Genomic DNA, 25,626 nt, shown 5'->3' on the forward strand with positions numbered 1-25,626 from the left:
CGAGCCGACTACCGCCGCTCGACTTGAGTCAGACGGAACCCGTGAGGGTCGCTCGTGAAGGAGAGTCGGGCGTCTCTCTGTCGCCGGTGTCAGCGGCGGCCGCGGTCGCTCGGCGGGTCGTTCAAGCGGTCACCGTCCACCCGGGTTCCGGCCTGTTTGATCTGGCGGAAGATAGGGCTGATCTCCATGCCTTCGACGCCGGGCAGGGTCCCGACGCGATCGGTGGTGAACTCGAACAGCCCGTCGAGGTCGCGACACTGTACGACGGCGTGGAGGTTGGACGGTCCGGACACTGCGGCAGCGAATCCCACCTCGGGCATCTGCGCCATCGCCCGCCCGACAATTTTGATCTTGGCTGGGTGGGCTCGCACCCACAGGTTCGCCCGGGCTCGGTATCCCAGGGCCATCGGTGCGATCTCCACGTCGATGTAGGCCACTCCGCTGGAAAGCAGTGCGTTCAGACGTCGTGACGCTCGGCCCGGTGTGAGGTCGGCCGCAACGGCGAGGTCGACGAGACTGGCCCGTCCGTCGGCGGCAAGAGCCGCGAGCAGCTTCTCGTCATGGGCGCTGAGCTGCGACGGTTGGTCCCGTACGACCGGCTGTTCGGTGTAGGGCCTGTCGCGGAACCCGAGGGCGGACTCCTGCTCGGGGGTCAGGGTTCCGGTGAGTGCGGCCCAGTAGTGCCCGCGTCCGCCGACGAACTGGCGGAGGACCACCGATGCCTGCAGGTCGAGCACAGCGGCGATGCGGGGCAGCCGGCGGCCCAGCAGGTCGTCGCGCTGCTCCTGTGAGCGCGACCGCACGGCGCAGGTCACCTCGGAGCCGGCAGCGCTCAGGGCGACCCAGCTGACGTCGTCACGTTGCGCGAGTGCTTCGGCGATGGCCGTGACGCTGCCGGGCCGACAGCGCAAACGCACCATCCACTGACTCTGCCCGAGCGCTCCCGGGTCGACGACCCCGATCACCCGGATCACCCCGGCACGTCGCATGCGGCGGTAGCGGCGGGCGACGGCCAGTTCGGAGATCCCGAGGACCGTCGCGACGGTCGCGAATCCGACCCGCGGATCAACCTGAAGGGCGCGAAGGATTCGCACATCATCCGGATCCAGCATGACGGAATCAGCGATCAGAGGGCGCTGCATAGCGGCAACACTACAGAAGGCGCCGTTTCTGGACCGTTGCGCACCGGGCGTGGCCGAGGCTTGCACGGCTACGACGGAAGGAGCGCACAATGCGTAAATGGTTGCCGCTGTCGGCTGTGTGCCTGGGCACGTTCATGCTGCTGGTGGACGTGACGATCGTGAACGTGGCGCTGCCCGACATGGCCGCCGACCTGCACACCTCGCTGGGGGCGCTGCAGTGGGTCGTCGACGGATACGCCCTGGCGCTGGCTGCTCTGCTGCTTGGCATCGGCTCACTCGCGGACCGGATCGGCCACCGGCGGTGCTACATCGGCGGGTTGGCGCTGTTCGCCGTGGCGTCCTTGGCCAGCGGACTCGCCCCGACCACGTCGGCGCTGATCACCGCCAGGATCGTGCAGGGTGTGGGCGCCGCGGCGATGTTCGCCACCACGTTCGCGTTGCTGAACAGCTCTTACACCGGACGGGACCGGGCAACGGCATACGGGATGTGGGGAGCGGTGTCCGGCGCCTCGTCCGCGGCCGGACCACTGCTCGGAGGCCCGCTGACGCAGGGCCTGTCCTGGCGATGGATCTTCTTCGTCAACCTTCCGGTCAGCGCGGTGGCGATCGCGACGTGCCTGTTCGTGCTGCGTGACGCGCACACCCGCGACACCCGGCGCCTCGACATGGGCGGCGTTGCCCTGTTCACCGTGGCGATCGGCTCGCTGACCTTCGCGATGATCCGTACGAACGAGCACGGCTGGAGTGACCCGGCATGCTGGTCGATGCTGCTCACCGGCGCGGTCTTCCTGCTCGCGTTCGTCATCGCCGAGAGCCGGATCGCCGAGCCGGTGCTCGACCTGGCGCTGCTGCGCAACTCGACGTTCAGCGGAGTCCTCATCGCGGCCGTCCTGCTCAACTTCGCCGCGTACGTGTCCTTCGCGTACACGTCGATCTGGATGCAGTCGGTCCTGCGTCTCTCGCCGGTGACCGCCGGCCTGGTCAGCCTGCCGATGTCGGTCGCGGCGTTCGTCGTGTCCGCGGCACTGGGCCGCGCCATGCACCGATGGCGGCCCGGCCGCGTGATCAGCGGCGGGATCCTCCTGATCGGCGTCGGTGATCTCCTCGCGGCCGCGCTCGTCGACGCCTGGCCATCGTGGCCCGCGCTGCTGCCCGGGTTCCTCGTGGTCGGCCTGGGCGTCGGATTCGCCGCCCCGCCGCTGAGCGCGACCGGAATGGCCGCGGTACCACCCCAGCGCGGCGGCATGGCCGCCGGTGCCATCAACACCGCCCGCCAGGTGGGATTCGCCTTCGGCATCGCCCTGCTGGGCAGCGTCTTCACCGCCGGCACCCAGCACGCCCTCGTCCGAAAGCACCTGACCTCGGCGACCTCCCTCGCTCACGACGTCGCCGCCGGGCAATCCGACCAGGTCCTGCACTCCGCCGCGCCCGGATCCCGCGACATCACCGATCAGGCGATCCGTGCCGCGGCTGCCCATGGCATCGACATGCTCCTGTTCGTCGCCGGGCTGATCGGCGTCGCCGCCGCCCTGGTCTCCTTCCTCATGATCCGCCAACGACCGAGCGTTGAAGACACCCCTGAACTGCCGCCGGCAACTACTTCGTCAGAGGAACGGCACTCAGCGAACAACTGAGAACCTCGCCGGGCGAAACCGTCACCGGCCGTCGGTGAGATCCTGCCGACCGGTCCTCGCCAAAGGCGTTGAGGAGATCGCGGTGCGCCGGTGATCGATGAAGAGCGAGGTCTCGCGACCGCATATCGCAGGATTGGGCCGCACCTCCCGACGTACCACAGGCTGAGGACGTCGGGAGAGAAGAGGCCACCGGACAGAGCGCTCTCCAGCACTGCGGCGCGGTCCATCCACCAGATTTGGCAGACCGCTGACGACTACCAAGAGTCCCTGTTCTCATCTCCGCGACCAGCCGCGATCACCCGATCGAGACTCCCGTCCGACCCACACCCCTCAAGATCGGAACGACAATAGGTACTCAGACTCACAAGACCTCCCCAAGTAATACGCACAGGCAGCTAATGATCATTATCGCCTGATGCGGGCCGGCCTTGCGGACTGCCTCGACCAGCAGCACCCCACCTGTCTGACCCCACAGCCGTCGCGCTGGACGCGAACATGCGGATACAGGTCAGTACTCTTCACCTGACAAGTGCTCCTTCGACAGCAACGTCCAAGACCCTCCACAGGTCTCATCGTTGCAGGTCAGGAACGCCGGGTTACTGAACTGCTCTCTGCAGGCTGGCGGCAAGGCTGGCGAGCTGCTGTCAGGTGGGTCTCGGCACCCACCTCATCGGGCGATCCGGTAGCGGTGTTCGGGACGGCCGGTGGCCCCGTAGCGGAGTTCGAGGCGGACCATGCCCTCCCGTACGAGGTAGGAGAGGTACCGCTGGGCCGTGGCGCGGGAGACACCGGTGAGTTCGGCGGCCTGGGCCGCGGACAGGGGGTCGTGGGCGGTGCGCAGTACCTGGTGCAGGAGGGCGAGGGTCGGTGCGGAGTGCCCCTTGGCAGGGACGCGGGGGACGGCCGGTGGCCGGGCGGCGCTGAAGAGGGCGTCCACGTCGGCCTGGTCGGTCCGCGGGGCGAGGCCCAACGCGGCTACGCGGTGCTGGAGTTCGCGGTAGGCGGTGAGCCGCTCGGCCAGGTCGCCGGAGCCGAACGGCTTGACCAGGTAGCCCACTGCGCCGAGCTTCATGGCGGTCCGTACCGAGGTGATGTCCCTGTCTGCGGTGATCATGATGACGTCGGGGCGGGCGCCGCCCTCGTCCGAGCTGAGCTGCCGCAGCACGTCGAGTCCGCTGCCGTCCGGGAGGAACACGTCGAGCAGCAGCAGGTCGGGGTGGAGGGTGCGCACCGCGTCCAGTGTCTCGGCCACGGTCGCCGCCCGGCCGACCACCTCGAAGTCCTCGACGCGGGACGCGTAGTCGCAGTGGATGTGGCTGATGTGGAAGTCGTCGTCCACCACCAGGGTCCGGATCATTCGCGGTCACCTCCGGTCGGCGAGGCCGTTGTGAGCTGTGCGTCGCGTGGAACGGGCGTGGCGTCCGGCAGCGGTAGTACGACGGTGAAGACCGCGCCCGGCCCCTCGCTGACCGTGATCGTGCCGCCGTGCCGCTGGGTGAGCCGGTGGACGAGGGCCAACCCCAGTCCGCGCCGGGCGGTGCCGCGGTCGGGCCGGGTCGACCAGCCGTCCTCGAAGATCGACTCGGCGGCGCCCGGCGGAATCCCCGGGCCGCTGTCCGCGACCCGCACCATCACCACGTCGACAGCCTCGATCAGCGAGAGCTCGACCTCGCGGCCGCCCGCCGGGGGCGGTCCGCCGGACGCCGCGTCGATCGCGTTGTCCAGCAGGTTCCCCACGATGGTCAGCAGCCGGCGCAGATGCGGCGGGTCCTCGCCGAGCGCGGAGTCGTCACTGAGCACCATCCGTACCCCGCGTTCCGCGGCCACCGTGGTCTTGGCGACGATCAGCCCCACGAGCAGCGCGTTGCCGATCCGTTCGCGTACGGACTCGGTCAGCGCCTGGTCGGCGCCGGCCGACTCGACGGCGTACTCAAGGGCGGCGTCGTGGTCGCCGATGTCCAGCAGCCCGGCCACGGTGTGCATGCGGTTGGTGAACTCGTGCTGCTGGGCGCGCAGGGCGTCGGTCAGCCCGCGCACCGAGTCCAGTTCGCGCAGCAGCCCGATCAGCTCGGTGCGGTCGCGTACGGTGACCACCGCGCCCAGTTCACGGCCGTGCAGCGTCACCGGCATCCGGTTGACGACCAGGCAGTGGTCATCGGTCAGCACGTTGAGGTCGGTGCCGGTCAGGGTGCCGTCCAGGGCGCGGCGCAGCCGCCCGTCGGGCAGCACCTCCTCGAGCCGGCTGCCGAGCGCCGTACCGAGGCCGAGCAGATTGCGGGCCTCGTCGTTGACCACGGTGATCCGGCCATCCGGAGCGAAGGCGATCACGCCCTCCCGGATGCCGTGGAGCATGGCCTCGCGATCCTGGAACAGTCCGGCGATCTCCTCCAGCTCCAGCCCGAAAGTCGACCGCTTCAACCGCCTGGCCAGCAGGAACGCGGCAGCAGAGCCGAGCGCGACGGCGATCGCGCTGTACAGCCCGAAGGTGGGCAGCTCCCGCCACAGCTCGCCGAGCACGTCGTGTTCCGGAATACCGGCCGAGACCTCGCCGACCAGCGTGCCTGTGGGCCCGTAGAGCGGAGCCTTGCCGTTGGCCGAGCGCCCGGTCGCGCCCTGGTCGGAGCCGACGTGGGGACGGCCGTCCAGCACCACGATCGGATCGCCCACCGGTTCGCCGATCAGCGCCGGGTCGGGGTGCGAATGGCGGCGGCCGTGCAGGTCGATCACGACCACGTACGACGCCCCCGACGCCTTCCGGATCCGTTCGGCGACGGTCTGCACGATGTCGCCGCCACCGCCGTACGCCACGGCTCGCCGGATCTGCGGATCGGCGGCCGTGGTCTGCGCGATGTCCAGTGCCCGCTGCTCGTAGGCACGGTCGATCTCGGCCCGCTGGGCGAACGCGAACAGTACGAAGCCGATGGCTCCGGTGAGGGCCAGGATGGCCAGCTGGTTGGCCAGGATCCGCGCGGAGAGCCTCCCCGTCCCGCCGCGGCCGATCCGGATACGGATGGGCGTCACAGGTGTCTTTGCCCTTGTCGTGCTGCCGGGCCCGGCCCCTTCGCCGTACCCGTGGTGGCGTGATTGTGTCCCACCGCGGGCCTTCTGCCCACCCCCTGAACCGCTGAGCAGAATGCGCAGAACCCCTGTTAACACGACTAACGCGGGATACGTCTGAAACAGCGACGTAACACCACGAGGCCTTTAGCGTCTGCCTTCCTCGACCTCCGAGGTTAGGAAGGGAGACCGCCTCAGATGGCTTCGCGAAACGATGTCGCGACGAGCCCCGGCGCCGAGAAGATCGGCCGGGACAGCGCGCGAGTCGAGATCTCAGGACTCACCAAACGATTTCTGACTCCTGCGGGTGAGGTGTTCACGGCACTGCAGGACGTCTCGTTCACCGTGGAGCCCGGCCAGTTCTGCGCGGTGGTCGGTCCGACCGGCTGCGGCAAGTCGACGACGCTGAGCATGGTGTCCGGGCTCGACCGGCCCAGTGAGGGCTCGGTCAGGGTCGGCGGCCGTGAGGTGGACGGCGTCGCCGACGGTGTCAGCTTCATGTTCCAGACCGATGCGCTGCTGCCCTGGAAGACGGTCCTCGGCAACGTCCTGATGGGCCCCGTCTTCCGCCGAGTGCCCAAGCAGAAGGCCCAGGCCTCGGCCCGCGACTGGCTGCGCCGGGTGGGCCTTACAGGGTTCGAGGACCGCTACCCGCACCAGCTCTCCGGCGGCATGCGCAAGCGCGTGGCGATGGCCGCGGCACTGATCAACGAACCCAAGATCCTGATCATGGACGAGCCGTTCGGCGCCCTGGACGTGCAGACCAAGGCGATCATGTCGACCGAACTCCTCGGCCTGTGGGAGCAGATCCGTCCGTCGGTCATCTTCATCACGCACGACCTCGACGAGGCCGTGGCGCTGGCCGACCGCGTCGTCGTCATGACGTCCAGCCCCGGCTCGGTCAAGGCGGTCTTCGACATCGACCTGCCGCGCCCGCGCGGCGCGGTCCAGGAGATCCGCTTCCAGCCCCGCTTCATCGAACTTCAGCACCAGATCTGGGACTGCCTGCGCGAGGAGGTGGAGCGCGCCTACGCACGCACCGCAGGAGGTACGGCATGAGTACGACGTCCACCGTTTCCACCGCCCTGGTCAAAGACGGCTCGCAGGTCTCCGCCAGGTCCGCCGCCAAGCGCGCCGTCCGGCGGCGCACCCTGCTGGTGTGGGCGGGGCGCATCGGGCTCGCGGTCTTCGTCCTCGGTGGCTGGCAGGCCTTCACCACCTGGGGGATCGTCGACCCGTTCTTCTTCGGGCAGCCGTCAGGCATCGCCAAGCGGCTGGTCGACCTCTTCCGGCACGGCACCGAGTTCGGTTCCTTCTACTCGAACATCTGGACCACGATCCAGGAGGCGCTCGTCGGCTTCGCCCTCGGGGCCGTCACCGGAGTGGTCTTCGGCGTCGCGCTCGGCCAGAGCCGCTTCCTCGCCGACGTGCTCGGCCCCTACATCAAGATGGTCAACGCGATCCCGCGTATCGTCCTCGGCTCGATCTTCATCGTCGCGTTCGGCATCGGCGTGCTGCCGAAGATCCTGCTCGCCGCGGTGCTGGTGTTCTTCATCGTCTTCTTCAACGCCTTCCAGGGCGTCCGCGAGGTCGACCGCAACATCCTCGCCAACACCAAGGTCCTCGGCGCCTCGCAACTGCAGATCATCCGGCACGTGACCGTGCCCTCCGCACTCACCTGGATCATCGCCAGCCTGCACAGCGCCTTCGGCTTCGCCATCGTCGGCGCCCTGGTCGGCGAGGTGCTCGGCGCGCAGAGCGGCCTCGGCCTGGTCATCAAGACCGCGCAGAACAACTTCGACCCCAACGGCGTGTTCGCCACGATGCTCGTCATCTCGGTCATCGTGCTCGGCGCCGAGTGGCTGATCGGCAAGCTCGAACACCGGCTGCTGGCCTGGCGCCCGCCGGCCCCGTCCGAGGCCTCCAACATCATCTGACGCCCCCCGCCCCCGCTTCATCCCAGAACCCTCAGCAAAGGAATGTGGTCAGCCATGTCCAGACGACCCGTCGCCGTCGCCGCGTCCGTCCTCACCGTTCTCGCCCTCGGCGCCGCCAGCGCCTGTTCCGGCAACTCCTCGGCCTCGACCGGGGGTTCGGGCTCCACGCCGACCGTCAAGCTCATGGCCGGCGGCCTCGACAAGCAGATCTACCTGCCGTACCAGCTCGCCCAGCAGCTCGGCTTCTACAAGAAGTACGGCGTCAACGTGCAGCTGAGCACCGAGCAGGACGGCGGCGTGGGCGCCGAGGAGGCCATGGCCTCGGGGCAGGTGGACATGGCCGGCGCCTGGTACAACCACACGATCGAGTTCCAGGCGAAGGGCAAGGCCGTCGAGGACGTCGTGCAGCTTTCCGGCGCGCCGGGCGAGCGCGAGATGTGCACCAGCAAGTCGGGCGTCCACTCGGCCGCCGACTTCAAGGGGAAGACCCTCGGCGTCACCGACCTGGGGTCGGGCACCGACACCCTCACCCAGTTCCTGGCCGCCCAGAAGGGTGTAAAGACCGGCCAGCTCCATCGGATCGGGGTCGGCTCGGGCTCCACCGCGATCGCCGCGCTGCAGAACGGCAAGGTCGACTGCGTGATGACGACGCAGCCCACGGTGGCCGCGATCCAGAAGAAGGGCGTCGGTACCTCCGCGATCGACCTGGCCACCACCTCCGGCGCCACGGCGGCGATGGGCGGTGCCTATCCCGCTGCCAGCGTGCTCGCCCGCACCGACTGGGTGAACGCGCACAAGGACTCGGTGCAGAAGGTCGTCGACGCGCTCGTCGCCACCATGCACTGGATCAGCACCCACAGCGCGGCCGACATCGCGAACAAGCTCCCTGCGTCGTTCGTGTCCAACCAGCTGGTGACCAAGGCCGACTACATCGCGGCCCTGAACGAGGACAAGGGCCAGTTCCTCCCGGACGGTCTCATGCCGGCCGGCGGCCCGAAGACCTCTCTGGCGACGGAGAAGCTGGTCGGCAACGTGAAGGGGTCGGTGGACCTCGGCAAGACCTTCACCAATGACTTCGCCGTCCAGGCCAACAAGACCGAGGGCTTCAAGACCACCACGACCCCGGCCGGACCGAACGGCTGAGCCCGCGCCGTACCCGAGGCCGCCCAGCTGATTGCCAGTTGGGCGGCCACCCGGCTTTCCCGAGCAGACAGAGACAGGTCAGCGGACCGGCAGGACGGTGGTGTGGATGCGCCGTTCGGCTTCGCCGCCGGGAAACGTGCCCGCTATCGAGCCGCCTTACAAGCTGTAGGTTGCCGGGGCCGGTTCTGCCTCGGAGGCGGAGGAACGCCCGCGGCGCCGGAGGGCGGGCAGCGGTGGCGGGGTGAGGAAGCCCTCGGCGCGGGCGCTGGCCAGGCCGATGCGGGGGATGTCGCCGCTCTTGGCGAACAGCAGGAAGCGGGGCTCCCACACGGGCCGGTACTTGGCGTTGGCACGGTAGAGCGACTCGATCTGCCACCAGCGGGAGAAGAAGGTGAGCATCGACCGCCACAGCCGCAGTACCGGGCCCGCACCGAGGCGCGCGCCGCGTTCGAAGACCGAGCGGAACATGGCGAAGTTCAGCGACACCCGCCGTACGCCCAACTCCTCGGCACGCAGCAGCAGTTCAACGACCATGAACTCCATCAGGCCGTTCTCGCAGGCGCGTTCCCGGCGCATCAGGTCCAGGGAGAGGCCTTGCTCGCCCCAGGGGACGAAGCTGAGCAGGGCGCGCGGTTCACCGTCGGCGTCGCGGCATTCCAGCATCACGCAGCGGCCGTCGCCGGGGTCACCGAGCCGTCCCAGCGCCATGGAGAAGCCGCGTTCGGTCGGTCCGTCGCGCCAGTGGTCGGCCTTGTCGATCAGCAGCGCCATCTCGTCGTCCGTGATGTCCTCGTGGCGTCGGACGCTCACCGTGTATCCGGCCCGGTGCACCCGGTTGTGCGCCTGTCGTACGGCCCGCATGGCACGTCCTTCGAGGGTGAAGTCGGCGATCTCCACGATGGCCTCGTCGCCCAGTTCCAGGGCGTCCAGCCCATGCCGGGCGTAGATGGTGCCGGCCTCCTCGCTCGCGCCCATCACCGCCGGGGTCCAGGCGTGCCGGCGGGCCTCTTCCAGCCACGCGTCGATGGCACCGGGCCATGCCTCGGGGTCGCCGACGGGGTCGCCGGAGGCCAGGCTGACGCCGCCGACCACCCGGTAGGTGACAGCCGCCTTGCCGCTGGGCGAGAAGATCGCGGCCTTGTCGCGGCGCAGGGCGAAGTAGCCGAGGGAGTCTCGCTCACCGTGCCGGGCCAGCAGGTCGCGCAGCCGCTGTTCGTCGTCCTCGCCGAGCAGGGCGCGACCGCGCGGGGCACGGAAGCAGGCGTACAGGACGAGCAGGAAGGTCGCTGCGATCAGGATGTTGATGAGGACGTCGACCCAGCGCGGTGCGTGCACGGCGTCGACGCGGTCGGCGAGCGGGCCGACGCTGATGCCGCGCAGCAGGGTGTAGGCGATCTCGTCGGTCAGCGTGGCGCCGGGCAGCTTGTTGGTGGCGGCGACCAGCAGCGTGCCGATCGTGCCGCTGACGAGGAGACCGCCCGCTCCCGCGGCGAGGGCCAGCTTCGGGTTGGAGCGGTCCCCCACTGCCTTGAACTCCCCGCGCCCGAGGAGCAGCGCGGCCACGAACAGGCCGGTGAGCAGCAGGGAGCCCCAGTTGGTGACGTGCTCGCGGTACGCCCCTTGGGTCATGGCCAGCGTGTACAGCGCGAACAGCCCGCCGGCCAGCAGCAGGTTGAAGATCCACGCGGCCCGTTTGCGGCGCCGCATCACCGCGGCGAGGAAGAGTGCCAGCGCCGCCGAGATGAGCCCGGCGGTGGCCAGATACGGGGTGAAGTACTCACCGACGTTGTGCTCTTGGACCTCGTCGCGGAAGGACAGCGAGACGACCGCGGCCAGGTTGAGCACGGCGAGCAGCCGCAGGTACCAGACCGTGGCCGAGGCCGCGCCCCTGCGCAGCCGTGTGCGTGGGCGCGGTGGTCCGCTCGGGGAGGGAACGCGGTCCGTGGGCGTGTGCTGTCGGAGGTTCGAGGGCGAGAGGTGTGCGGGCACCGTGGGGGTTCACCTCGGAGGGAGGCCGGGGTCACCGGCGTGGACGGGGACGGAAGAGAGGCCGGGGCGGCTGCGTCGGGTACGCGAATCTGATGCATGACCTGGGCTGTTCGTTCAGCGGCGCATCCTACGGGTTCCCACGCGCCGAGGTCGTCGCCGGAGGGCTGGACCAGGCCCCGCTCGCGAAGTCGCCGGAGGACGGGCTGCACCAGGTCGACAGGGACACCGCCACCGCGCCCTCCTGGATATCGACCGGTGCCAGGCCCTGCCGGTGGCCCACGGCGCGTCGAGGAAGTCGCGCTCAAGCTGTCCTGTTCGCCGAACGGGCGTCGCGCCGGGCGAAGTCGGGGGCGCTGGAGCCGGCATGGCCGCTGATCTCACCGCTTCTCCTCCCGCGCGCAGGCGATCGACAGATCGTCCGTGACCGTGCAGTACAGCTGCACCCGCACCCCGGCCGCATGCTGCGCCGGGCAGACGAAGACGTTCTTCTCGCCGGCGATGCCGTCCGGATGCCTGCCCAGCCGCAGCGGCGCTCCCTCCGTCCCCGCGTCCAGGTAGAGATCCCAGATCCAGTCACGTGCGATGCACGCGGTGGCGAGCGCATCCAGCGGAATACACACCTGGAACCGGCCGCCGTAACTGTCGACGGGCAGCCGCATCTCGGCTTGGCCTCCGTCGCGGGCCCGAAGTATCAGGGTGGCCCTGTCGGCGACGACTCCGACCAGGGACAGCCGCAGCCCGATCCGCCCCCGGCGCGGCCGGACCTCGTCGACCTCCGCGGTGCGCTCCGGGGGTGTGCACGCTAGTTTGACCATGTTTGGCCCAGCTCCTGCAGGCGACCCTACAGCCTGTAGGGTTATCGACACTCTACAGGCTGTCAGGGGCGAGGGACGGACGATGACCAGAGCCGTGCACACCGTGACACTCGACCGCATCGGCGGCCACGAGCCGCCACTCGGCCCGGCCGCGGGACGGGGCCGCAAGGGCCCGTGGTGGCTGGCGGCGGTGGCGGGTGCCTTCGTCCTGGCCCAGTTGGTGGTCGTAGGCCCTGGGATGGGGCTGGGCTGGGACGAGTCGGTGTACGTCAGCCAGGTCAGCTCCCACGCCCCGGCATCGTTCTTCAGCGCCCCGCGCGCCCGCGGCATCTCGCTGCTGGTGGCGCCGGTCGCCGGATGGTCGTCGTCCACCCCGCTCCTGCGGGTCTACCTGGCGCTGCTGGCGGGTCTCGGGCTGTTCCTGGCGCTGCGCGCCTGGCGCGGCCTGTTCCCGGTCCGGGTGCTCGCGCTGGGCGGCGCCCTGTTCGCGAGCCTGTGGGTGACCGTCTTCTACGGTCCTCAGGCCATGCCCAACTACTGGGTGGCGGTCGGCGCCCTGGCAGGCGTCGGCTGCTTCCTTCAGGCCCAGACCGACCGCACCCGACGCGGTCCGCTGTGGGGGCTGGCGGCAAGTGCCCTGCTGATGGCGTGGATGCGGCCCACGGACGCGGTGTGGGTGACCCTGCCGCTGCTCTTCGTCTCAGTGGTTCTTCGCCGGTGGCGGCACGGCCGGCTGCTCATCGCTCTGGCGGGTGGGCTGGTGGCCGGGGCGGCCGAGTGGGTGATCGAGGCGTACGCCCGCTTCGGGGGCCTTGGCCGGCGACTGTCCGAGGGATCCGACATCCAGGGCGGTCTGGGCTGGCACATCGCCATCGGTGACCAACTGCGCAGCCTGGGCGGGCGTTCGCTGTGCCGCCCGTGCACCGGCGCGATGCCGAACCCCGTGGTGACGGCCTGGTGGTTCGCTCTGCCGGTGCTGGCGGTCATCGGGCTGGCAGTGGCCGTGCGGGGCCGGCGCACGCCGCCCACCGCACTGCTGTTGGCCTGCGCGGTGACGGCGGCCATCCCGTATCTGTTCCTCATCGGATACGCCGCGCCCCGCTTCCTGCTGCCCACCTACGCGCTGCTGGCCATCCCGGTCGCCGACGCGCTCGTCTGGCTGGTCACCGCGCCGGGCAGAGCCTGGCGCCCGGTCGCCGTGACGCTGGTGACGGTGGGCCTGGCCGGACATCTGGCGGTGCAGTACGCGGTGCTGGCACACACCGTTCAGCGCACCACCGCCGGCCACAAGGGCTGGGAGCGCACCGCCGCCGCACTGCGCCGGGTGGGCGTACGCCCACCGTGTCTGCTCACCGGGCCGTCGACCATCCCGATCGCCTTCTACGCCGGGTGCGCCTCCGCCAGTACCCAGGGCCCCAACGCCAACACCGACGCCGCGGCCATCGCCCAGGCGGCCCAGCGGATGCCGGTCGCCGTCCTCACCACCAGCGCGGCCCGTCCGCCGTCCTACGCCCGCGGCTGGAGGCTCGTCCGGCTGGACGGTGCCGTGTACGCCTACATCGCCCCCACCTCATGACCACTCCCCCGCACCCCGCGCCTCACGGGGCGACGCGCGGGCTGGCACACCACGGCACTTCTCTTGCTGTCCGCTGCGGCTCTGCTCGCGGCCCGGCACCGGGCTGTCGTCGACGCCGGCTGTTCGCCGCGACGTGCGCCTCGGCTGTACCGATGCGTTTCCGGCGGCTACGGGCCACTCGTTCGCCTTGCCGCAGTGCGCACCCTCGTTGTGTACGCCGTCGCCCAGGTGTCGGACGGTTCCGCGACCGTGGTGTGGTCAGCGCGGTCGGGTGCGTTGAACCGGGCGGAGCAGCGGGCGATGAACATCAAGGCCGACGGTGACGGCAGGTCCGCGAAGTCCGTTGAGTGCCAGCACGCAACACCCGTTCGGCGGACGGAGCCGCCCTCAGCGCCGCACCCGGAACACCCAGGTGCGGTAGGACCAGAAGCGGAAGAGGGTCCCGCACACGATCCCCATGACCTTGAAGAGGTTGCTCTGAAGGGCCGAATCCCAGCCGAAGTCGTACGTCGCGACGTACAGCACCCCGTTCTCGATGATCAGGCCGACGACGCTGAAAAAACAGAAGAGAGCGAACTCCGCGGCACGACCCTGCGGATCGCGGTGTCGATAGGCGAAGTACCGGAAACCCAGGTAGTTGAAGACTATTGCCACGCTGGTCGCGATGACGCTGCACCGCACCACGGGCAGAGAAGTCACCGCCCGGCTGAGGTTGAACACGGCGAGATTCACCCCGATGCCCAGCCCGCCGACGGCACCGAACCTGGCGACCTCCCGAAGCAGCGCGGAAAGATCCGTGCGCTTCGCGTCTAGTTCATCCACAGTTTTCACCGGACGCGCAAACCTCCAGACGTTCGGGCTTCGCACTGTCGTGCTCCGAGATCGTCGGCCGGACCGCGGGTACGTACGCGGGGCACTGGCCGTCGGATCATTGTCCAGCCGCGACCTAGCCGCCCGGCTCGTTGGACTCCAAAACACGTTCCGGCGTGTCTCGATGCGATCTTTCACAGCACCGCGAGCCGGCCGTCCGCGTAAGGCGGTGATGTCGCGCCCAGGTGCCCGACGGATGCTGTCGGAATGCCATCGCCGTCGTCAAAAGTGAGGGCAATATTAACTATAAATATCACTGATTCTCGTGAAGTAAGAGATTTCCTGGCATTGGAACCCGGCATCCCGTTCGCTCCCTCCTACAGGGCGAAGAAGGAGGTCGAAACAGGTGACAATCCAGTGAAAACAATCGACGCGTTCACGCGCCGGTTCGCGCCGCTTCTCGATCCGCGGTCTCAGCGGCGAGGGTGGCGTTTCGAGCTGGGGAAGGCACTGCTGGCAGTGACGTCGTTCGCCGCCGTGCGGCTGACCGGTGTGGTCATGGCGACCTTGTGGTCGCTGCATCTCGGCAGGCACCCGCGCGCCGTGTTCGGCCTGGAATGGGACGGCCGCTGGTACTGGCACATCTCCCAGTACGGCTACGGACTGATCGTCCACGGCAAAGGGGGCAGCGTCTACAACGACCTGGCGTTCTTCCCCCTCTTCCCGGGTCTGATCCGCGCCGTGAGCACAGTGCTACCGATCGGCCCGGTCAACGTCGCGCTGCTCATCGCATGGAGTGCCGCCCTGGTGGCGGCCTGGGGCGTGTACGCGACCGGCGAGCTGCTGCACGGACGACGCGTCGGGATCATCCTCGTGGCGCTGTGGGCGCTGCTGCCGCACGCGATCATCCTGACGATGGCTTACACGGAACCCCTCATGACGGCCTTCGCCGCCTGGTCGCTCCACGCCGTGCTGACCCGCCGCTGGCTGACCGCAGGGATGCTGGCGGTACTGGCCGGGCTGTGCCGTCCCAACGGCCTCGCTGTGGCGGTCGCCGTCGTCACCGGCGCGGTCGCTCATCTCTGGCAACTGCGCCGCACCGGGGAGCCCACTGCTCGGCGCGCCTGGGCGGCGGCCGCCACGGCTCCTCTCGGATGGCTGGGCTACATCGGCTGGGTGGGACTCACGACACACAACCCCACCGGCTACTTCCACGTGCAGAGCCTCTGGGGCTCTCGATTCGACTTCGGCCACTACACCGCCCACATGTTCAGGCATCTGATCGTCGGGCACGACACCCTCGTCGTCTACGCGACCGCCGCGATCATCCTCGGTTCCCTGCTGCTGTTCCTCTTCTGCGCACTGAACGGGCAGCCCCTTCCGCTACTCGCGTACTGCGCCGTCCTCATCGTGATGGCCGTCGGCGGCACCCACTTCTTCACGAGCAAACCGAGGTTCCTGCTGCCGGCCTTCCCTCTGCTGCTCCCGCTCGCCCTGCATCTGGCGCGGAGCCGCCTGCGCACCATCGTCGTCCTGCTCACCGCCCTGGCCGGCGTCTCCCTCTTCTACGGCACCTACCTGCTCACCGTCTCCCATCGGGCCCTGTGACGGAAGGTCCGCCCACCCGGTCCGGAGCAAGCGGCCCAGCGGCCTCAGCCGTCGCCGCCGTATACAGGTCGTGATCTTCGCCTACGAACATCAGCTGCGCGCGCACGGCGACTGGCGGGTGCGAAGTCCGGGCGGTGGAGGGTTTGGCATAGCTGGCTGTGGCGATGGCGAGCAGGTGTCGGCCGCCGACGGCGGTGGCGGCGCCCTCGTCGGTGACCCGCTCGGCGATAGGCCAGACGGTGGCACGGGCGAGGCGCAGGACGAGATAGCAGTGGGCGGCGAATTCCGCGGCGGCCGAAAGCACAGGCGCGCTTGGGCGCGTTCGTGGGCGAAGTGGGCCTCACGTTCGGCGGGTTTCAGGCTGCGCAGCATCGCGGTGACGACGATGTGGTGGGGTCGCCCGGGCCGGGCGTCATGGCGGCAGCCATCACGAGGTGGCACGCACGGCTGAGCAGCGACCCACTGCGCGGCGGCGGGAACGAACCCGCCGAGAGTTCAGCGGGTCATCGGCGGCGCACGGAGCGGTAGGAGCAGCACAGTGGTCATCGCTTGTCACAGTCCAGGAGCCGACGCAAGAGCTGCTCGTCGCCGGGGGTGAGCTGGGCGACGAAGCGGGCCAGGACCGTCTCCCGGTCGGTGTTCCGGTCGAGTTCGGTGTGCATGCGCCGGGCGGTCAGGCCGGGAGCGTCCTGCACAGGGAGGTAGGCGTAGCCGCGGCCCTGGCGCTCTCGGCTGACGACGCCCTTCTCATGCAGTCGGGCCAACGTGGTCGCCACCGTGGTCCGGGCCAGGCCGAAGCCGAGTTCGCTCCGCACCCGTCCTGGCGTGAGCGGGGCCCCGGCGTCCCGCAGCGCGGCCATGACCGCGGCCTCAAGCTCGCCGGCCGGTCGCCTCTCGTAGCTCGCGTGGGTCATGGGAACGGTCCTCACCCCGACTTCGTCTACAGTTCAGTAGACCGTCTACAGAACTGTAGTCACTTGGCGGATGCAAGCGTTGCGGCGATCCGACGGTGTCGACAAAGGATGAAGGGGCTCCACGATGACCACAGCCACGCATCTGGCGTCGCTGCTCGCTGTCAATGTGTTGGACGCGCGGTCCTTGCTGTCCGCCTTCGGCGTGCTGGGCGTGGGTGTGGTGCTGTTCGCCGAGACGGGCCTGCTGGTCGGTTTTTTCCTTCCGGGCGACTCACTGCTGTTCACGGCGGGCCTGCTGTGCACCGGCGCCGCCGACCGCGGCCTGAAGCTGTCGCTCGCCCCGCTCCTGGTCGCGGCGGCGGTGGGGGCGCTGGCGGGCTCGCAGTGCGGCTACCTCCTGGGCCGAAGAGCGGGCGGCGCCCTGCTGGCCCGCAGCCGCTCGGGCCGCCTGCACGCGGGGGCGAAACGGGCTGAGGAACTCCTGGAGCGTTATGGGTACGCGAAGGCGATCGTGCTGGCCCGCTTCGTCCCGGTGGTGCGCACGGTCCTGAACCCGATGGCGGGCGCCCTCGGGGTACCGGTACGGACGTTCACCGTGTGGCAGGTGACCGGCGGGCTGGTGTGGAGCCTGGGTCTCACCCTGGCGGGCTACGCGCTGGGCTCGTCCGTGCCGAACGTGGACCGGTATCTGCTGCCGATGGTGGCGGTGATCGTGGCCCTGTCCCTGATTCCGCTCGCCGCCGAGGTGTACCGCTCGCACAGGGACGCGAAGGCGAAGGAGATCCGCGGATGATCCGCGCCCTCGACGGCTCGTCCATCGACGGCTCGGCGTACACCGATGTGGTGAACCTCGCCCAGCACACTCCAGCATGGCTGGACGACACCGTGTCGGCCTGGTCGACGTACGGACTCGCCCTGTTCGCCCTCCTGATGGTCGTCGGCTGGTGGCGTGCCCGGCGAGTGAACGCAACCGTGTCGGCAACCGCGCTCGCCGTGCCGTTCGTCGTAGTCGCGGCCTACGGAGTGGACACGGCGCTGAAGCTGCTGGTGCGTGAGGACCGCCCCTGCCAGAGCCTGCACGTGGCCACACTGGAGGCGTGTCCGGCGCCCGGCGACTGGTTCTTCCCCAGCAATCACGCTGCCATCGCCGCCGCGGCGGGCCGTCGCCCTGCTGTTCGTCTCCCGCCGGCTCGGCACGATCGCCGTTGTGGCTGCCGGTGCGATGGCAGCCTCCCGGGTCTGGGTCGGCGTGCACTACCCGCATGACGTCGTGGCGGGAGTCGCTGTGGGCGCCCTCACCTCCCTGCTCATCATGCCTGCAGTGCGCAGGAGTGCCGGGGCGCTGGCCCTGCAACTCACCGCCACCCGTCTGCGTCCGCTGCTGGCGGCGCAGTGAAGCACGGCGACATCGTTGCACTGGCCGGCAGTTGTGCCCTCGGGGCATGGACAGCGTTCGGCGTACTGACCATGGTCGTGATTGGCCACGACGGTGTACCGCTGTTCACGGACGGCGACATCCTGACGTGGGACGCCGCGCACCGACCGGAAGTGGCGGTGGCATTCGCCCGTGGGGCCACCGCCACCGGGACGGGGGTAGTCCCCTTCGCACTGGCCGCGCTGGTCGGGTTGATCTGCGCCCACCTCGGGGTCCGCTGGTTCGCCGACGTCGTTGGCGGCCGGCTGTTCGTCCTCGGTCGGCTGATCATGTGCCCGTGCGCCGTGGCCTTCTGGCTGCCCACACGTTGGACGTCCGACGCGACGGAGACGACAGACACGGTGCGCGGGAACAAGGGGGCGACGCGCACGACAAGGGGCCGGACGGACCCGGCACGAGAACAGTAGGGAGAACAATGCGCCAGACGATCCTGGTCGTCGAGGACGATCACGGGCTGCGGGACGTGCTGATGCGCGGGCTGCGCGACGAGGACTTCGACACCGTGCCCGCGCCGGACGGGGCCACCGCCCTGCGGCTGGCCGGCGCCGAAATCTCCGCCGCCGTGCTCGACATCGGGCTGCCCGACGCCGACGGCCGGGACGTGTGCCAGGCGATGCGCGCGAACGGATTCCTCTTCCCCGTCATCTTCCTGACGGCCCATCACCGGCTCACCGACCGGCTGTCCGGGTTCTCAGCCGGAGGCGACGACTACCTGCCCAAACCGTTCCACCTCCCCGAACTCACGGCGCGACTGCGGGCGGCTCTCAAGCGAGCCGCCCCGCCGCCTGGCGCCACGGCGGGAGACCTGGTGCTGGACGCCGTCCGGCACACAGTCACCGTCCGGGGCACTCCCGTAGACCTGACACCGACCGAGTTCCGTATCCTGGCCGCGCTCATGGCGGCTTCCAGCGGCATCGTCAGCCGCCGCGAGCTGGTCCGCGCGGGCTGGCCCGAAGGCGCCCAGGTCCACGACAACACCCTGGACCAGTACCTGACCCGGCTGCGCCGCAAGCTGCGCGAGGCGGGCAGCGACCGGACGATCGGCACCGCCCGCGGCATCGGCCACCGCCTGTCATGAGCGACAGCCACCACCGGCCACGGCGGCCCGCCACGACTGCGACTGCCCTCCTCCACCGCCTGGCACCCCGCACCCTGCGCGGCCGGCTCTCGCTCGTGGCCCTCGTCACAGCCACGCTGCTGATGCTGATCCTCACCGTCGCCTTCAACGCCGTGGCCGGCCGCCACCTCCAGCATCAGGCGGACGACGAACTGCGCACCCGCGCCGCCGCCGTCGCGACGACGGTCGACACCAGCGGCACGACGGTACGCGTCCTGGAGACCTCCCACGACGAACTCCTCGACACCAACGTGTGGATCTACGCCGGCCGACACCTACTGGAGGGTCCGTCGACCGCCGGTCCCCTGACCCGCGTCGCCGGCACACTCGCCGCGCAGGGCGGCCGGCGGTGCGTCACCGCCGACGTCCACGGCCCTCTCCAGCTGTGCTCCCAGCCTGTGCCCGGAGGAAGGAGCGAAGCCACGGTGGTCACCGCGCTGGACCTCTCCCCCTACCGGAGTTCCGCCGACACCCTGCTCCTGGGATCGCTCGCCCTGGACGCCGTCATGCTCGCCTGCACCTACGCCCTGACGCGCCTGGCGGTCGGCCGCGCCCTGCGTCCCGTCCGCACAATGACCGACCAGGCCACCCAGTGGAGCGCCGTAGCCTCCGAAGAACGCTTCGGCAGCATGCGGCACCCGGCCGAACTCGCCCGCCTCGGCACATCATTGGACTCCATACTGGACCGCATCCGCACCCTGCTGCGCCACGAGCAGCAGCTCACCGGGGAACTCTCGCACGAACTGCGTACGCCTCTGAGCCGGATCATCGCCGAGCTGGACTGGTGGCAGACCCGTCCCCGCACCGCCGACCAGACCCGCGCCGCCCACCAGGTCATCGCGGACGCCGCCGAGTCCATGCGCACCATCTGCGACACCCTCCTGGACGACGCCCGCGACGGCACACTCACCGCACCGGGCACCGCCGAGGTCATGCCCACCCTGCACCACCTCGCCGAAACCCTCGACGCGCCAAGCCACTTGGCGCTGACCATCGACGGACCACACCTGACCGCCGGAGTCCCGGCCGCCCTCCTCGAACGCATTGTCAGCCCACTCCTCACCAACGCCTGCCGCTACTCCCACTCCAACGTCGCCGTCCACGCGTACCACGCGCCCGACGGCGTACGAGTCGACGTCATAGACGACGGACCCGGCGTACCACCCGCGTTCGCCGGACAGCTCTTCGAGCCCGGCCGACGCGCGGATCCCGACGACGGACACGGCGGCGCGGGCCTCGGGCTGCCGCTGGCACGCCGCCTCGCCCGCTCCACAGGCGGCGACGTGACCTACGACCCCGGGCACACGCCAGGGGCACGGTTCGTGGTCAGCCTGCCTGCCGAATGAGCAGTTCTGCCCGCCACAGGATCGGGCCAGCGTACGGCTCGTGCAAGGACCGGTGACGGCTCGCCTGTGGTCGGCGAAAGACGGTAGACCACCCCGTCATCGCGGCCGAACTGGTTGGCCTCGGCCGCCGATCCACCCAGCCGATGCAGATAGAAACCGTACGCGGCTGACGTGATCTGTTCCTCGGCCAGGTACAACTGCAGCGGTTGTCCACGGCATTGAAGGTCGCGGGCAGGACAACACTTGCGGCGGCCTTCGTCGACCTCCTCCCTCGCCCGCTGCGGGAACGGCTCGTCGGCAGCTTCACCATCGACAGCGAGGCCGCGACACCCGCGGACGTCAAGGAGAAGGTACGGGAGAGTCTCACAGGCCACGCACACGCCGAACTCCCGGCGTGACTCAGGCCCCGGTGCCGGGGCGTCCGCGCTCCAACGGCACACCCGAGCCCGGTCGTGGTCAGACTGGGATACGGATCTTCAGCCGCTGCTTCGGATGCCGTGCATCGTTCCGCTGCGGCTGATCCGGCTCCTTCGCCAGCCGCCGTCGGCGCACCATGACGGACGACAGGGCGGCGAGCAGGCCGAGCGCCACGGCGTAGAGGCCATACGGCCACGGCCGGTTCAGCCCGAACAGACGGTCGAGCGATACGCCGCCGGGTCCGGCGAACGCGACTCCGAGCGCCGTGACCGCGTAGAGCAGCGGGGTCTCGTAGCCGCCGTTCTGCACCCACAGGCCGCTTCGCATGTGCGTGGCGGCCGCGGCGATCATCGTGCCGACGATGATGCCAGCGGCGAGCGGGGTCAGCAGGCCAGCGTCAGCAGCAGGCTACCGGCCAGCTCGGCGAGGCCGGCCGGCAGAGCCAGGCGACGTCCTGGCCGGTAGCCGATGCCGTCGAAGAAGGCGCCCGTGCCGACGAGCCCGTGCCCGCCGAACCAGCCGAAGAGCTTCTGGGCGGCGTGCCCGAGGAGCAGCATTCCGACGACGACACGAATACGGAAGAGTCCGACAGCCATCATTCCCGCTCCTTCACACGTCCGATGATTCCCTGATTGCGGGATGCCAACGTCACGCACGTCGGGCCTGTCAGCTGCTCAGACCTGCGCCGGTCCGGACATGCGCGGCTCTGGTGTCGGCGTTTGATGCCGCTCCGCAGAGCCAACTGCGCCGACTGGGGCGGGGCTTCCTCGCAGGGGCCGCAGGATCACATCCGTGATCAGGTCATCCAATGTGGTCCGGCCCTTCCCGGACCTCTCGAAGGCGTCCCCCCACCACTCGAAGATCTGCCCGCACCTCAACAGGGCTTGCCAGCACCTCTTGAGGGCCGATGACGCTACGGACAGGAACATCGCCATCACCCCTCTCGGAGAGGAATGTCCATCTCAATGACAAGGAAATGTATAACCGCAAGGCCCGTGGGGCTGATGCGCCCCGTGGGGTGGTGGTAGGCCACGTCACCCACCTCCACTGGTCGTTGCTCGGCACCAGCACTCCTCATGTGCGGGCAGTTTCCGCAGTTCGGAGAGGCTGGGTGGCGGGCGATCAGGCCGCAAGCCGGACCCGGCCGAACAGCAGGGCGTATCCGGGCGGGAGCAGACGGATGATGCGCTCCGTGAGCTCGTCACCCGCAGCGTCCGCCACCACACTCAGGACCGAGCTGACGTCCCAGCGGGCAGTCGTGGGAGTGGCTCCATCAATCCGGGCCGCCGCACTGTCGACAAACTGCGCGGCGGTCAGCGGCTTGATGACGGGTACCTGCTCGGCAATGACCGTGGCGGCCTCGACAGGCAGCCGCTTGACCAGATCGGCCTTCTCGGGACCGGTCAGGTGCCCGCCCAGTGTGGAGAGCACGATTTTTGTGATCCGCTCGGCCTCCTTGGTGGTGGGGTACTCCCCGCGCTCGCACACTTCCTCGACGAGTTCGCTCCATCGCATCTCCGGTATCCCTTCCCCCTTCATTCTGTTCGCCGAGCTCCGAGCCAACGGCGTCGGCGAAGATGTCAGACGGTGCGTGTACGAGAGGGGCCGGCTGCCGGCCCCCGGCAGTGCAAAGCGAGGGCTTCTGCCGGGAGCCGGGTGCAGCCCGTTTCAGGCGTCGATCTGCTTCGGAGGCTCGCCGCCCGAGATCTGGATCTTCCGCGGCTCGGCTTGCTCGGCCACCGGAATGCGGAGCGTAAGGACCCCGGCGTCGTACGAGGCGTCGATCCGATCGGTGTCGAGGCTGTCGCCGAGGAAGAGCTGGCGGCTGCACGTCCCGGTCGGGCGCTCGGCCGCGATCAACTGCGCACCATCCGGTGCCGGCGAGCGGCGGTCAGCGCGGACGGTGAGGACGTTCCGGTCGACATCGAGGTCGATGGTCTCGGGGTCGACACCCGGGATGTCGAAGTGGACCACGAATTCGTCATCCGCTCGGTATGCCTCCATCGGCATGGCGGTGGTCCAGGACCTCGTACCGAGCGACTGCTGGGTGAGTCGATCCAGTTCACGGAACGGGTCGGTGCGCATGAGCATCACTGGTCATCTCCTTTTCCAACGGATCCGGTCTGTGACGCCCGTACACCATTCATATAACTCAGAGAAGAAAACTTGACAAGTGTGGGCTCATATTTCCCTGAAAGCCCAGTTCAGGGTGGCTGGCGGTGCCGCCGCCCGGGATACTGAGACGGCGTGGTGGGTCCGGCGGCAGCGGCCATCAGGACCCGGCCTGCGCCGTCGACGAACCGGCGCAGGCCGGCCTGGACGGTCCTCGTTCCCTTGCGGAGGCGGGCCGGTGTCCGGGAGGGTTTTCTCGACCCACGGGCGCAGGACGTCCGCGGGTGCCGCGTCGGCCTGCCGGGCGATGACCTGCCCTTTGCGAAGCACCGGCAGGGTGGGCACCACCTGTACCTCGAATCGCAGGGTCAGCTGGAGCGGGACTGGCCGACATCGACTTTGACTAGTTTCATGTGTCCGGCGAGGTCACGGGCGACCTGTTCGAGTGCCGGGCTGACCCGCCGTGCCGGCCCTCCGGGTGGTCGCGGTCAGCGCCGCCCACCCAGGATGATCTTCCAGACGCGCGTTGCCACCTGCAGATTGAGCCGGGTGTCCACGTCCGCCAGGTCGCGGTCGCTGATCTCACGGATGCGCTGCAGCCGGTAGCGCAGGGTGCTGCGGTGGACCGTCAGCGCGGCGGCCGCATCGTCGTAGTTGCCTCCGCAGTCGAAGTAGCGCGAGAGCGTCTCCACCAACTCCGTGTCGTGCCCCGCGTCGTAGTCGATCAGCTGGCCGAGCCACTCTCGCACGAAGCCTTCGAGCTCCCGGAGATCGTTTCCGGGCCCAAGGATCCGGTACAGCCCGAGGTCGTCGAAGAACGTCGTCCCGCTGCGCTGGCGGGAGTTCTGCCGCACCTCCAGGGCCCGCAGTGCCTCCTGATAGCAGCGGGGAACGCCGTCCGGGGAGTCGCAGCGGGTGCTCACCCCGATCGCTCCGTCGGGTGTTCCCAACTCATGGGCCAGCGCCGTGTACACGGCATCGTCGTCGGGCCTCGATTCGGTCAGCAGGACCATCCGGTCGCCGCGACGGGTGATCAGCGGACGGGTCGCCGAGGTGGCCGTCGCTTGCTCGACGGCACGGGTGAAGGAGCTGTTCGCGGCGTTGCCGGGCCAGTGCACCACGACCACATAGTGGGTACGTTGCAAGTCGTGGCCGACGGCTTCGGCTCGGGCGTAGGCGCTCGTCTCGTCAGTGCCCTCCAACAGGTCGTCGATCAGCTGGCGGCGCAGCCGAAGTTCGACCTCGGTGAGTTCGCGCATATGCATGAGCTCCTGGGCGAGCGACCGCTGGGCGTGATCCAAGGCGAACATGGTGTACTCGTTGGCCGTCGCGTCGGGGTCCTCGATGGCGAGTACGCCGAGGACGTCGCCGCGCGGGCGGGCCAGGGCGATCAGCCGGTCCTTGACTCTGACCGGGCCCGCCTCGCGCGCGACCTGCCGCAGCATCTCTTCCTGGTAGGTCGAGGACCGCACCGGATAGGGGTCGGGCCGGTCCGGACCGGCCCAGGATCTCAGGTTGCCGAACCGGTCCTCGATGAGCACCGCCAGCCCGGTGAGTTCGTACAGCGCTTGGGTGATGGCGTCCTCGCCGCCGCCCCGGGCAGCGACACGATCGAGGGTTTCGTGCACGGTCTTCTGCAGGTGCAGCTCGGAGCGCATTGTGTCCAACTGCCGCAGTGCGGTGTCCCGTTCGGTGCGGAGACGGCTCAGTTCGTCGGCCGGGTCATGCTGCGCGGCGCGCGTGACCGTCAGTGACAGAGCCGCCGATGCGAGCCCCACGAGGGCCGAGAGGAGGAAGTGCCCCTGCTCGTCGGGCCCGGAGTGGGAGGAGACCACGATGTAGCCGAGCAGACCGCCGGCCCCACGCAGGCCGAAAGCCCAGGTCCAGGACCGCTCTGGAAGGGATACGGAGCCGTCAGCCTCGTCCAACTCCTTCATCCGTGCGGCGTCGACCTTTGACGCTCCTGCGTCGTGGCCGGGGACGCGGGACAAACCGTCGCCCGTCGCGAGGTATCCGGCCTCGGCGTGGTAGGGACCCAGGGCGCTGACGTGCCGCATGGCCAGCCGCACGATCTCACTCTGCTCCGCGCAGGTGAACAGGGTGTGGGACAGCACCAGCAGCCCGTGTGGGTCCAGCGCCCCGAGCGGACGGGGGTCGTGCCGTTCGGTGTCCGCCGTGTTGCTCGGAGGGCGGGTCACTTCCTGGTCGGAGACGTGAGGGGGCAGCCGCCGTGACGAGCCAGCCATAGATCACTCCGTTCTCCCCCGGCCATCAGAGGCGATCGAGCGAGTCGTGGGATCCACGCCTGGGTGAGCCCTGAGCACCCAGCCTAGGCAAGACAATCCGATTTGTCTGAATTTGAGCCTTGTTCTCGTGGACCGACCGACTGTGTCGATTTCCGACCTGCCGGGTGGAGGCGGAGCACGCTGCTCTCTTGCCACTCTGGGATTGTCAGGGATCGCCGGGCACACCAGCAGCCGTGGAAGGACTGGCTGATGAACGAGCAGGCCCGCAGGACCATCGCCTACACGACCTACCAGGAGGCGGAACGCGCCTTCGATCACCTATCCGATC

General features: G+C 69.3%; 24 protein-coding genes and 1 pseudogene. 12 read left to right on the plus strand and 13 right to left on the minus strand.

Features of this window, described 5'->3' with window-relative positions; genetic code table 11:
* Positions 1–89 precede the first annotated feature (89 nt).
* A complete protein-coding gene (locus ACFWP5_RS09795; RefSeq protein WP_384152985.1) occupies positions 90–1,208 on the minus strand; it encodes an Lrp/AsnC family transcriptional regulator in 1,119 nt (372 codons plus the stop codon).
* A 23-nt stretch (positions 1,209–1,231) separates the two neighbouring features.
* Here ACFWP5_RS09795 and ACFWP5_RS09800 point away from each other — a divergent pair, with 23 nt between their 5' ends.
* On the plus strand, positions 1,232–2,776 hold the full coding sequence (locus ACFWP5_RS09800) for an MFS transporter (protein WP_384152988.1): 1,545 nt from the start codon (positions 1,232–1,234) through the stop codon (positions 2,774–2,776).
* Between the two features lie 667 nt (positions 2,777–3,443).
* Here ACFWP5_RS09800 and ACFWP5_RS09805 read toward each other — a convergent pair.
* Together ACFWP5_RS09805 and ACFWP5_RS09810 are read right to left on the minus strand one after the other, a co-directional pair.
* Positions 3,444–4,133: a response regulator gene (locus ACFWP5_RS09805; protein WP_384152990.1), complete on the minus strand. Its 690-nt coding sequence runs from the start codon at positions 4,131–4,133 to the stop codon at positions 3,444–3,446.
* Positions 4,130–5,797 carry an ATP-binding protein gene (locus tag ACFWP5_RS09810; RefSeq protein WP_384152994.1) on the minus strand — a complete coding sequence of 556 codons (1,668 nt, stop codon included), beginning with the start codon at positions 5,795–5,797 and terminating at the stop codon, positions 4,130–4,132. The genes ACFWP5_RS09805 and ACFWP5_RS09810 overlap by 4 nt, the downstream gene beginning before the upstream one ends.
* A 234-nt stretch (positions 5,798–6,031) precedes the next feature.
* Between ACFWP5_RS09810 and ACFWP5_RS09815 the strand changes: the two genes are divergently transcribed.
* The 3 genes from ACFWP5_RS09815 to ACFWP5_RS09825 are packed head-to-tail and all read left to right on the plus strand — an operon-like array spanning position 6,032 to position 8,913.
* The gene (locus tag ACFWP5_RS09815) at positions 6,032–6,892 is read left to right on the plus strand and encodes an ABC transporter ATP-binding protein (protein WP_384152997.1); all 861 of its coding nucleotides are present in this window, start codon (positions 6,032–6,034) and stop codon (positions 6,890–6,892) included.
* Positions 6,889–7,770, plus strand: coding sequence for an ABC transporter permease (locus tag ACFWP5_RS09820; protein ID WP_384153000.1), 882 nt, complete (start codon positions 6,889–6,891; stop codon positions 7,768–7,770). Before ACFWP5_RS09815 ends, ACFWP5_RS09820 begins: the two co-directional genes overlap by 4 nt.
* A gap of 54 nt (positions 7,771–7,824) precedes the next feature.
* Positions 7,825–8,913 (plus strand): ABC transporter substrate-binding protein, encoded by a 1,089-nt coding sequence (locus tag ACFWP5_RS09825; RefSeq protein ID WP_384153003.1) that lies wholly within the window; start codon positions 7,825–7,827, stop codon positions 8,911–8,913.
* A 156-nt stretch (positions 8,914–9,069) separates the two neighbouring features.
* On the opposite strand, the gene ACFWP5_RS09830 is transcribed toward ACFWP5_RS09825, so the two are convergent.
* A complete protein-coding gene (locus ACFWP5_RS09830) occupies positions 9,070–10,902 on the minus strand; it encodes a phosphatidylglycerol lysyltransferase domain-containing protein (protein ID WP_384153006.1) in 1,833 nt (610 codons plus the stop codon).
* Positions 10,903–11,279: 377 nt separating this feature from the next.
* A complete protein-coding gene (locus ACFWP5_RS09835) occupies positions 11,280–11,717 on the minus strand; it encodes a hypothetical protein (RefSeq protein ID WP_384153009.1) in 438 nt (145 codons plus the stop codon).
* Between the two features lie 82 nt (positions 11,718–11,799).
* Here ACFWP5_RS09835 and ACFWP5_RS09840 point away from each other — a divergent pair, with 82 nt between their 5' ends.
* Entirely contained in the window at positions 11,800–13,293 is a 1,494-nt protein-coding gene (locus ACFWP5_RS09840) for a hypothetical protein (RefSeq protein ID WP_384153011.1), read from the plus strand.
* Positions 13,294–13,680: 387 nt separating this feature from the next.
* Here ACFWP5_RS09840 and ACFWP5_RS09845 read toward each other — a convergent pair whose 3' ends face one another.
* Complete coding sequence (locus ACFWP5_RS09845) at positions 13,681–14,115, minus strand: GtrA family protein (protein WP_384153014.1); 435 nt, start codon at positions 14,113–14,115, stop codon at positions 13,681–13,683.
* Positions 14,116–14,520: 405 nt separating this feature from the next.
* On the opposite strand from ACFWP5_RS09845, the gene ACFWP5_RS09850 reads away from it, so the two are divergent.
* The gene (locus ACFWP5_RS09850) at positions 14,521–15,711 is read left to right on the plus strand and encodes a hypothetical protein (RefSeq protein WP_384153017.1); all 1,191 of its coding nucleotides are present in this window, start codon (positions 14,521–14,523) and stop codon (positions 15,709–15,711) included.
* 542 nt (positions 15,712–16,253) lie between these two features.
* Here the strand turns inward: ACFWP5_RS09850 and ACFWP5_RS09855 are convergent.
* On the minus strand, positions 16,254–16,625 hold the full coding sequence (locus tag ACFWP5_RS09855; protein WP_384153020.1) for a BlaI/MecI/CopY family transcriptional regulator: 372 nt from the start codon (positions 16,623–16,625) through the stop codon (positions 16,254–16,256).
* 124 nt (positions 16,626–16,749) lie between these two features.
* Here ACFWP5_RS09855 and ACFWP5_RS09860 point away from each other — a divergent pair, with 124 nt between their 5' ends.
* From ACFWP5_RS09860 to ACFWP5_RS09880, 5 genes and pseudogenes are all read left to right on the plus strand, one after another.
* Positions 16,750–17,418 carry a DedA family protein gene (locus ACFWP5_RS09860; RefSeq protein WP_384153023.1) on the plus strand — a complete coding sequence of 223 codons (669 nt, stop codon included), beginning with the start codon at positions 16,750–16,752 and terminating at the stop codon, positions 17,416–17,418.
* Positions 17,415–18,021 (plus strand): annotated as a pseudogene (locus ACFWP5_RS09865) (phosphatase PAP2 family protein). The gene ACFWP5_RS09860 and the pseudogene ACFWP5_RS09865 overlap by 4 nt, the downstream one beginning before the upstream one ends.
* Before the next feature lie 71 nt (positions 18,022–18,092).
* Entirely contained in the window at positions 18,093–18,467 is a 375-nt protein-coding gene (locus tag ACFWP5_RS09870) for a hypothetical protein (protein WP_384153025.1), read from the plus strand.
* 8 nt (positions 18,468–18,475) lie between these two features.
* A complete protein-coding gene (locus ACFWP5_RS09875; protein WP_384153028.1) occupies positions 18,476–19,138 on the plus strand; it encodes a response regulator transcription factor in 663 nt (220 codons plus the stop codon).
* Positions 19,135–20,523, plus strand: coding sequence for a sensor histidine kinase (locus tag ACFWP5_RS09880; protein ID WP_384153031.1), 1,389 nt, complete (start codon positions 19,135–19,137; stop codon positions 20,521–20,523). Before ACFWP5_RS09875 ends, ACFWP5_RS09880 begins: the two co-directional genes overlap by 4 nt.
* Here ACFWP5_RS09880 and ACFWP5_RS09885 read toward each other — a convergent pair.
* The gene (locus tag ACFWP5_RS09885; RefSeq protein WP_384153034.1) at positions 20,466–20,720 is read right to left on the minus strand and encodes a DUF6417 family protein; all 255 of its coding nucleotides are present in this window, start codon (positions 20,718–20,720) and stop codon (positions 20,466–20,468) included. The genes ACFWP5_RS09880 and ACFWP5_RS09885 overlap by 58 nt on opposite strands.
* 9 nt (positions 20,721–20,729) lie before the next feature.
* On the opposite strand from ACFWP5_RS09885, the gene ACFWP5_RS09890 reads away from it, so the two are divergent.
* Positions 20,730–20,921, plus strand: a complete 192-nt coding sequence (locus ACFWP5_RS09890) for a hypothetical protein (protein WP_384153037.1) — start codon at positions 20,730–20,732, stop codon at positions 20,919–20,921.
* A gap of 58 nt (positions 20,922–20,979) precedes the next feature.
* Here the strand turns inward: ACFWP5_RS09890 and ACFWP5_RS09895 are convergent, their stop codons facing one another.
* The 5 genes from ACFWP5_RS09895 to ACFWP5_RS09915 all read right to left on the minus strand — a co-directional run bounded on the left by ACFWP5_RS09895 (position 20,980) and on the right by ACFWP5_RS09915 (position 25,298).
* Positions 20,980–21,291 carry a DoxX family protein gene (locus tag ACFWP5_RS09895; protein ID WP_384153040.1) on the minus strand — a complete coding sequence of 104 codons (312 nt, stop codon included), beginning with the start codon at positions 21,289–21,291 and terminating at the stop codon, positions 20,980–20,982.
* Positions 21,292–21,323: 32 nt separating this feature from the next.
* A complete protein-coding gene (locus tag ACFWP5_RS09900) occupies positions 21,324–21,539 on the minus strand; it encodes a DoxX family membrane protein (protein ID WP_384153043.1) in 216 nt (71 codons plus the stop codon).
* A 523-nt stretch (positions 21,540–22,062) separates the two neighbouring features.
* Positions 22,063–22,455, minus strand: coding sequence for a DUF2267 domain-containing protein (locus ACFWP5_RS09905; RefSeq protein WP_384153046.1), 393 nt, complete (start codon positions 22,453–22,455; stop codon positions 22,063–22,065).
* A gap of 153 nt (positions 22,456–22,608) precedes the next feature.
* Entirely contained in the window at positions 22,609–23,031 is a 423-nt protein-coding gene (locus ACFWP5_RS09910) for an Hsp20/alpha crystallin family protein (protein WP_384153049.1), read from the minus strand.
* A gap of 509 nt (positions 23,032–23,540) precedes the next feature.
* Positions 23,541–25,298 (minus strand): PucR family transcriptional regulator, encoded by a 1,758-nt coding sequence (locus tag ACFWP5_RS09915; protein ID WP_384153052.1) that lies wholly within the window; start codon positions 25,296–25,298, stop codon positions 23,541–23,543.
* Between the last annotated feature and the right edge of the window lie 328 nt (positions 25,299–25,626).

Source organism: Streptomyces sp. NPDC058469 (assembly GCF_042721125.1).
In the GTDB taxonomy this organism is placed as follows: domain Bacteria; phylum Actinomycetota; class Actinomycetes; order Streptomycetales; family Streptomycetaceae; genus Streptomyces.

What these genes read in the sequence shown, in the direction of transcription:
- ACFWP5_RS09800 (WP_384152988.1), top strand. Translation starts at nt 1,232, where the DNA reads ATGCGTAAATGGTTGCCGCTGTCGGCTGTGTGCCTGGGCACGTTCATG.
- ACFWP5_RS09805 (WP_384152990.1), bottom strand. Translation starts at nt 4,133, where the DNA reads ATGATCCGGACCCTGGTGGTGGACGACGACTTCCACATCAGCCACATC.
- ACFWP5_RS09815 (WP_384152997.1), top strand. Translation starts at nt 6,032, where the DNA reads ATGGCTTCGCGAAACGATGTCGCGACGAGCCCCGGCGCCGAGAAGATC.
- ACFWP5_RS09820 (WP_384153000.1), top strand. Translation starts at nt 6,889, where the DNA reads ATGAGTACGACGTCCACCGTTTCCACCGCCCTGGTCAAAGACGGCTCG.
- ACFWP5_RS09825 (WP_384153003.1), top strand. Translation starts at nt 7,825, where the DNA reads ATGTCCAGACGACCCGTCGCCGTCGCCGCGTCCGTCCTCACCGTTCTC.
- ACFWP5_RS09835 (WP_384153009.1), bottom strand. Translation starts at nt 11,717, where the DNA reads ATGGTCAAACTAGCGTGCACACCCCCGGAGCGCACCGCGGAGGTCGAC.
- ACFWP5_RS09840 (WP_384153011.1), top strand. Translation starts at nt 11,800, where the DNA reads ATGACCAGAGCCGTGCACACCGTGACACTCGACCGCATCGGCGGCCAC.
- ACFWP5_RS09855 (WP_384153020.1), bottom strand. Translation starts at nt 16,625, where the DNA reads ATGACCCACGCGAGCTACGAGAGGCGACCGGCCGGCGAGCTTGAGGCC.
- ACFWP5_RS09860 (WP_384153023.1), top strand. Translation starts at nt 16,750, where the DNA reads ATGACCACAGCCACGCATCTGGCGTCGCTGCTCGCTGTCAATGTGTTG.
- ACFWP5_RS09870 (WP_384153025.1), top strand. Translation starts at nt 18,093, where the DNA reads ATGGTCGTGATTGGCCACGACGGTGTACCGCTGTTCACGGACGGCGAC.
- ACFWP5_RS09875 (WP_384153028.1), top strand. Translation starts at nt 18,476, where the DNA reads ATGCGCCAGACGATCCTGGTCGTCGAGGACGATCACGGGCTGCGGGAC.
- ACFWP5_RS09880 (WP_384153031.1), top strand. Translation starts at nt 19,135, where the DNA reads ATGAGCGACAGCCACCACCGGCCACGGCGGCCCGCCACGACTGCGACT.
- ACFWP5_RS09895 (WP_384153040.1), bottom strand. Translation starts at nt 21,291, where the DNA reads ATGATCGCCGCGGCCGCCACGCACATGCGAAGCGGCCTGTGGGTGCAG.
- ACFWP5_RS09900 (WP_384153043.1), bottom strand. Translation starts at nt 21,539, where the DNA reads ATGATGGCTGTCGGACTCTTCCGTATTCGTGTCGTCGTCGGAATGCTG.
- ACFWP5_RS09905 (WP_384153046.1), bottom strand. Translation starts at nt 22,455, where the DNA reads ATGCGATGGAGCGAACTCGTCGAGGAAGTGTGCGAGCGCGGGGAGTAC.
- ACFWP5_RS09910 (WP_384153049.1), bottom strand. Translation starts at nt 23,031, where the DNA reads ATGCTCATGCGCACCGACCCGTTCCGTGAACTGGATCGACTCACCCAG.
- ACFWP5_RS09915 (WP_384153052.1), bottom strand. Translation starts at nt 25,298, where the DNA reads ATGGCTGGCTCGTCACGGCGGCTGCCCCCTCACGTCTCCGACCAGGAA.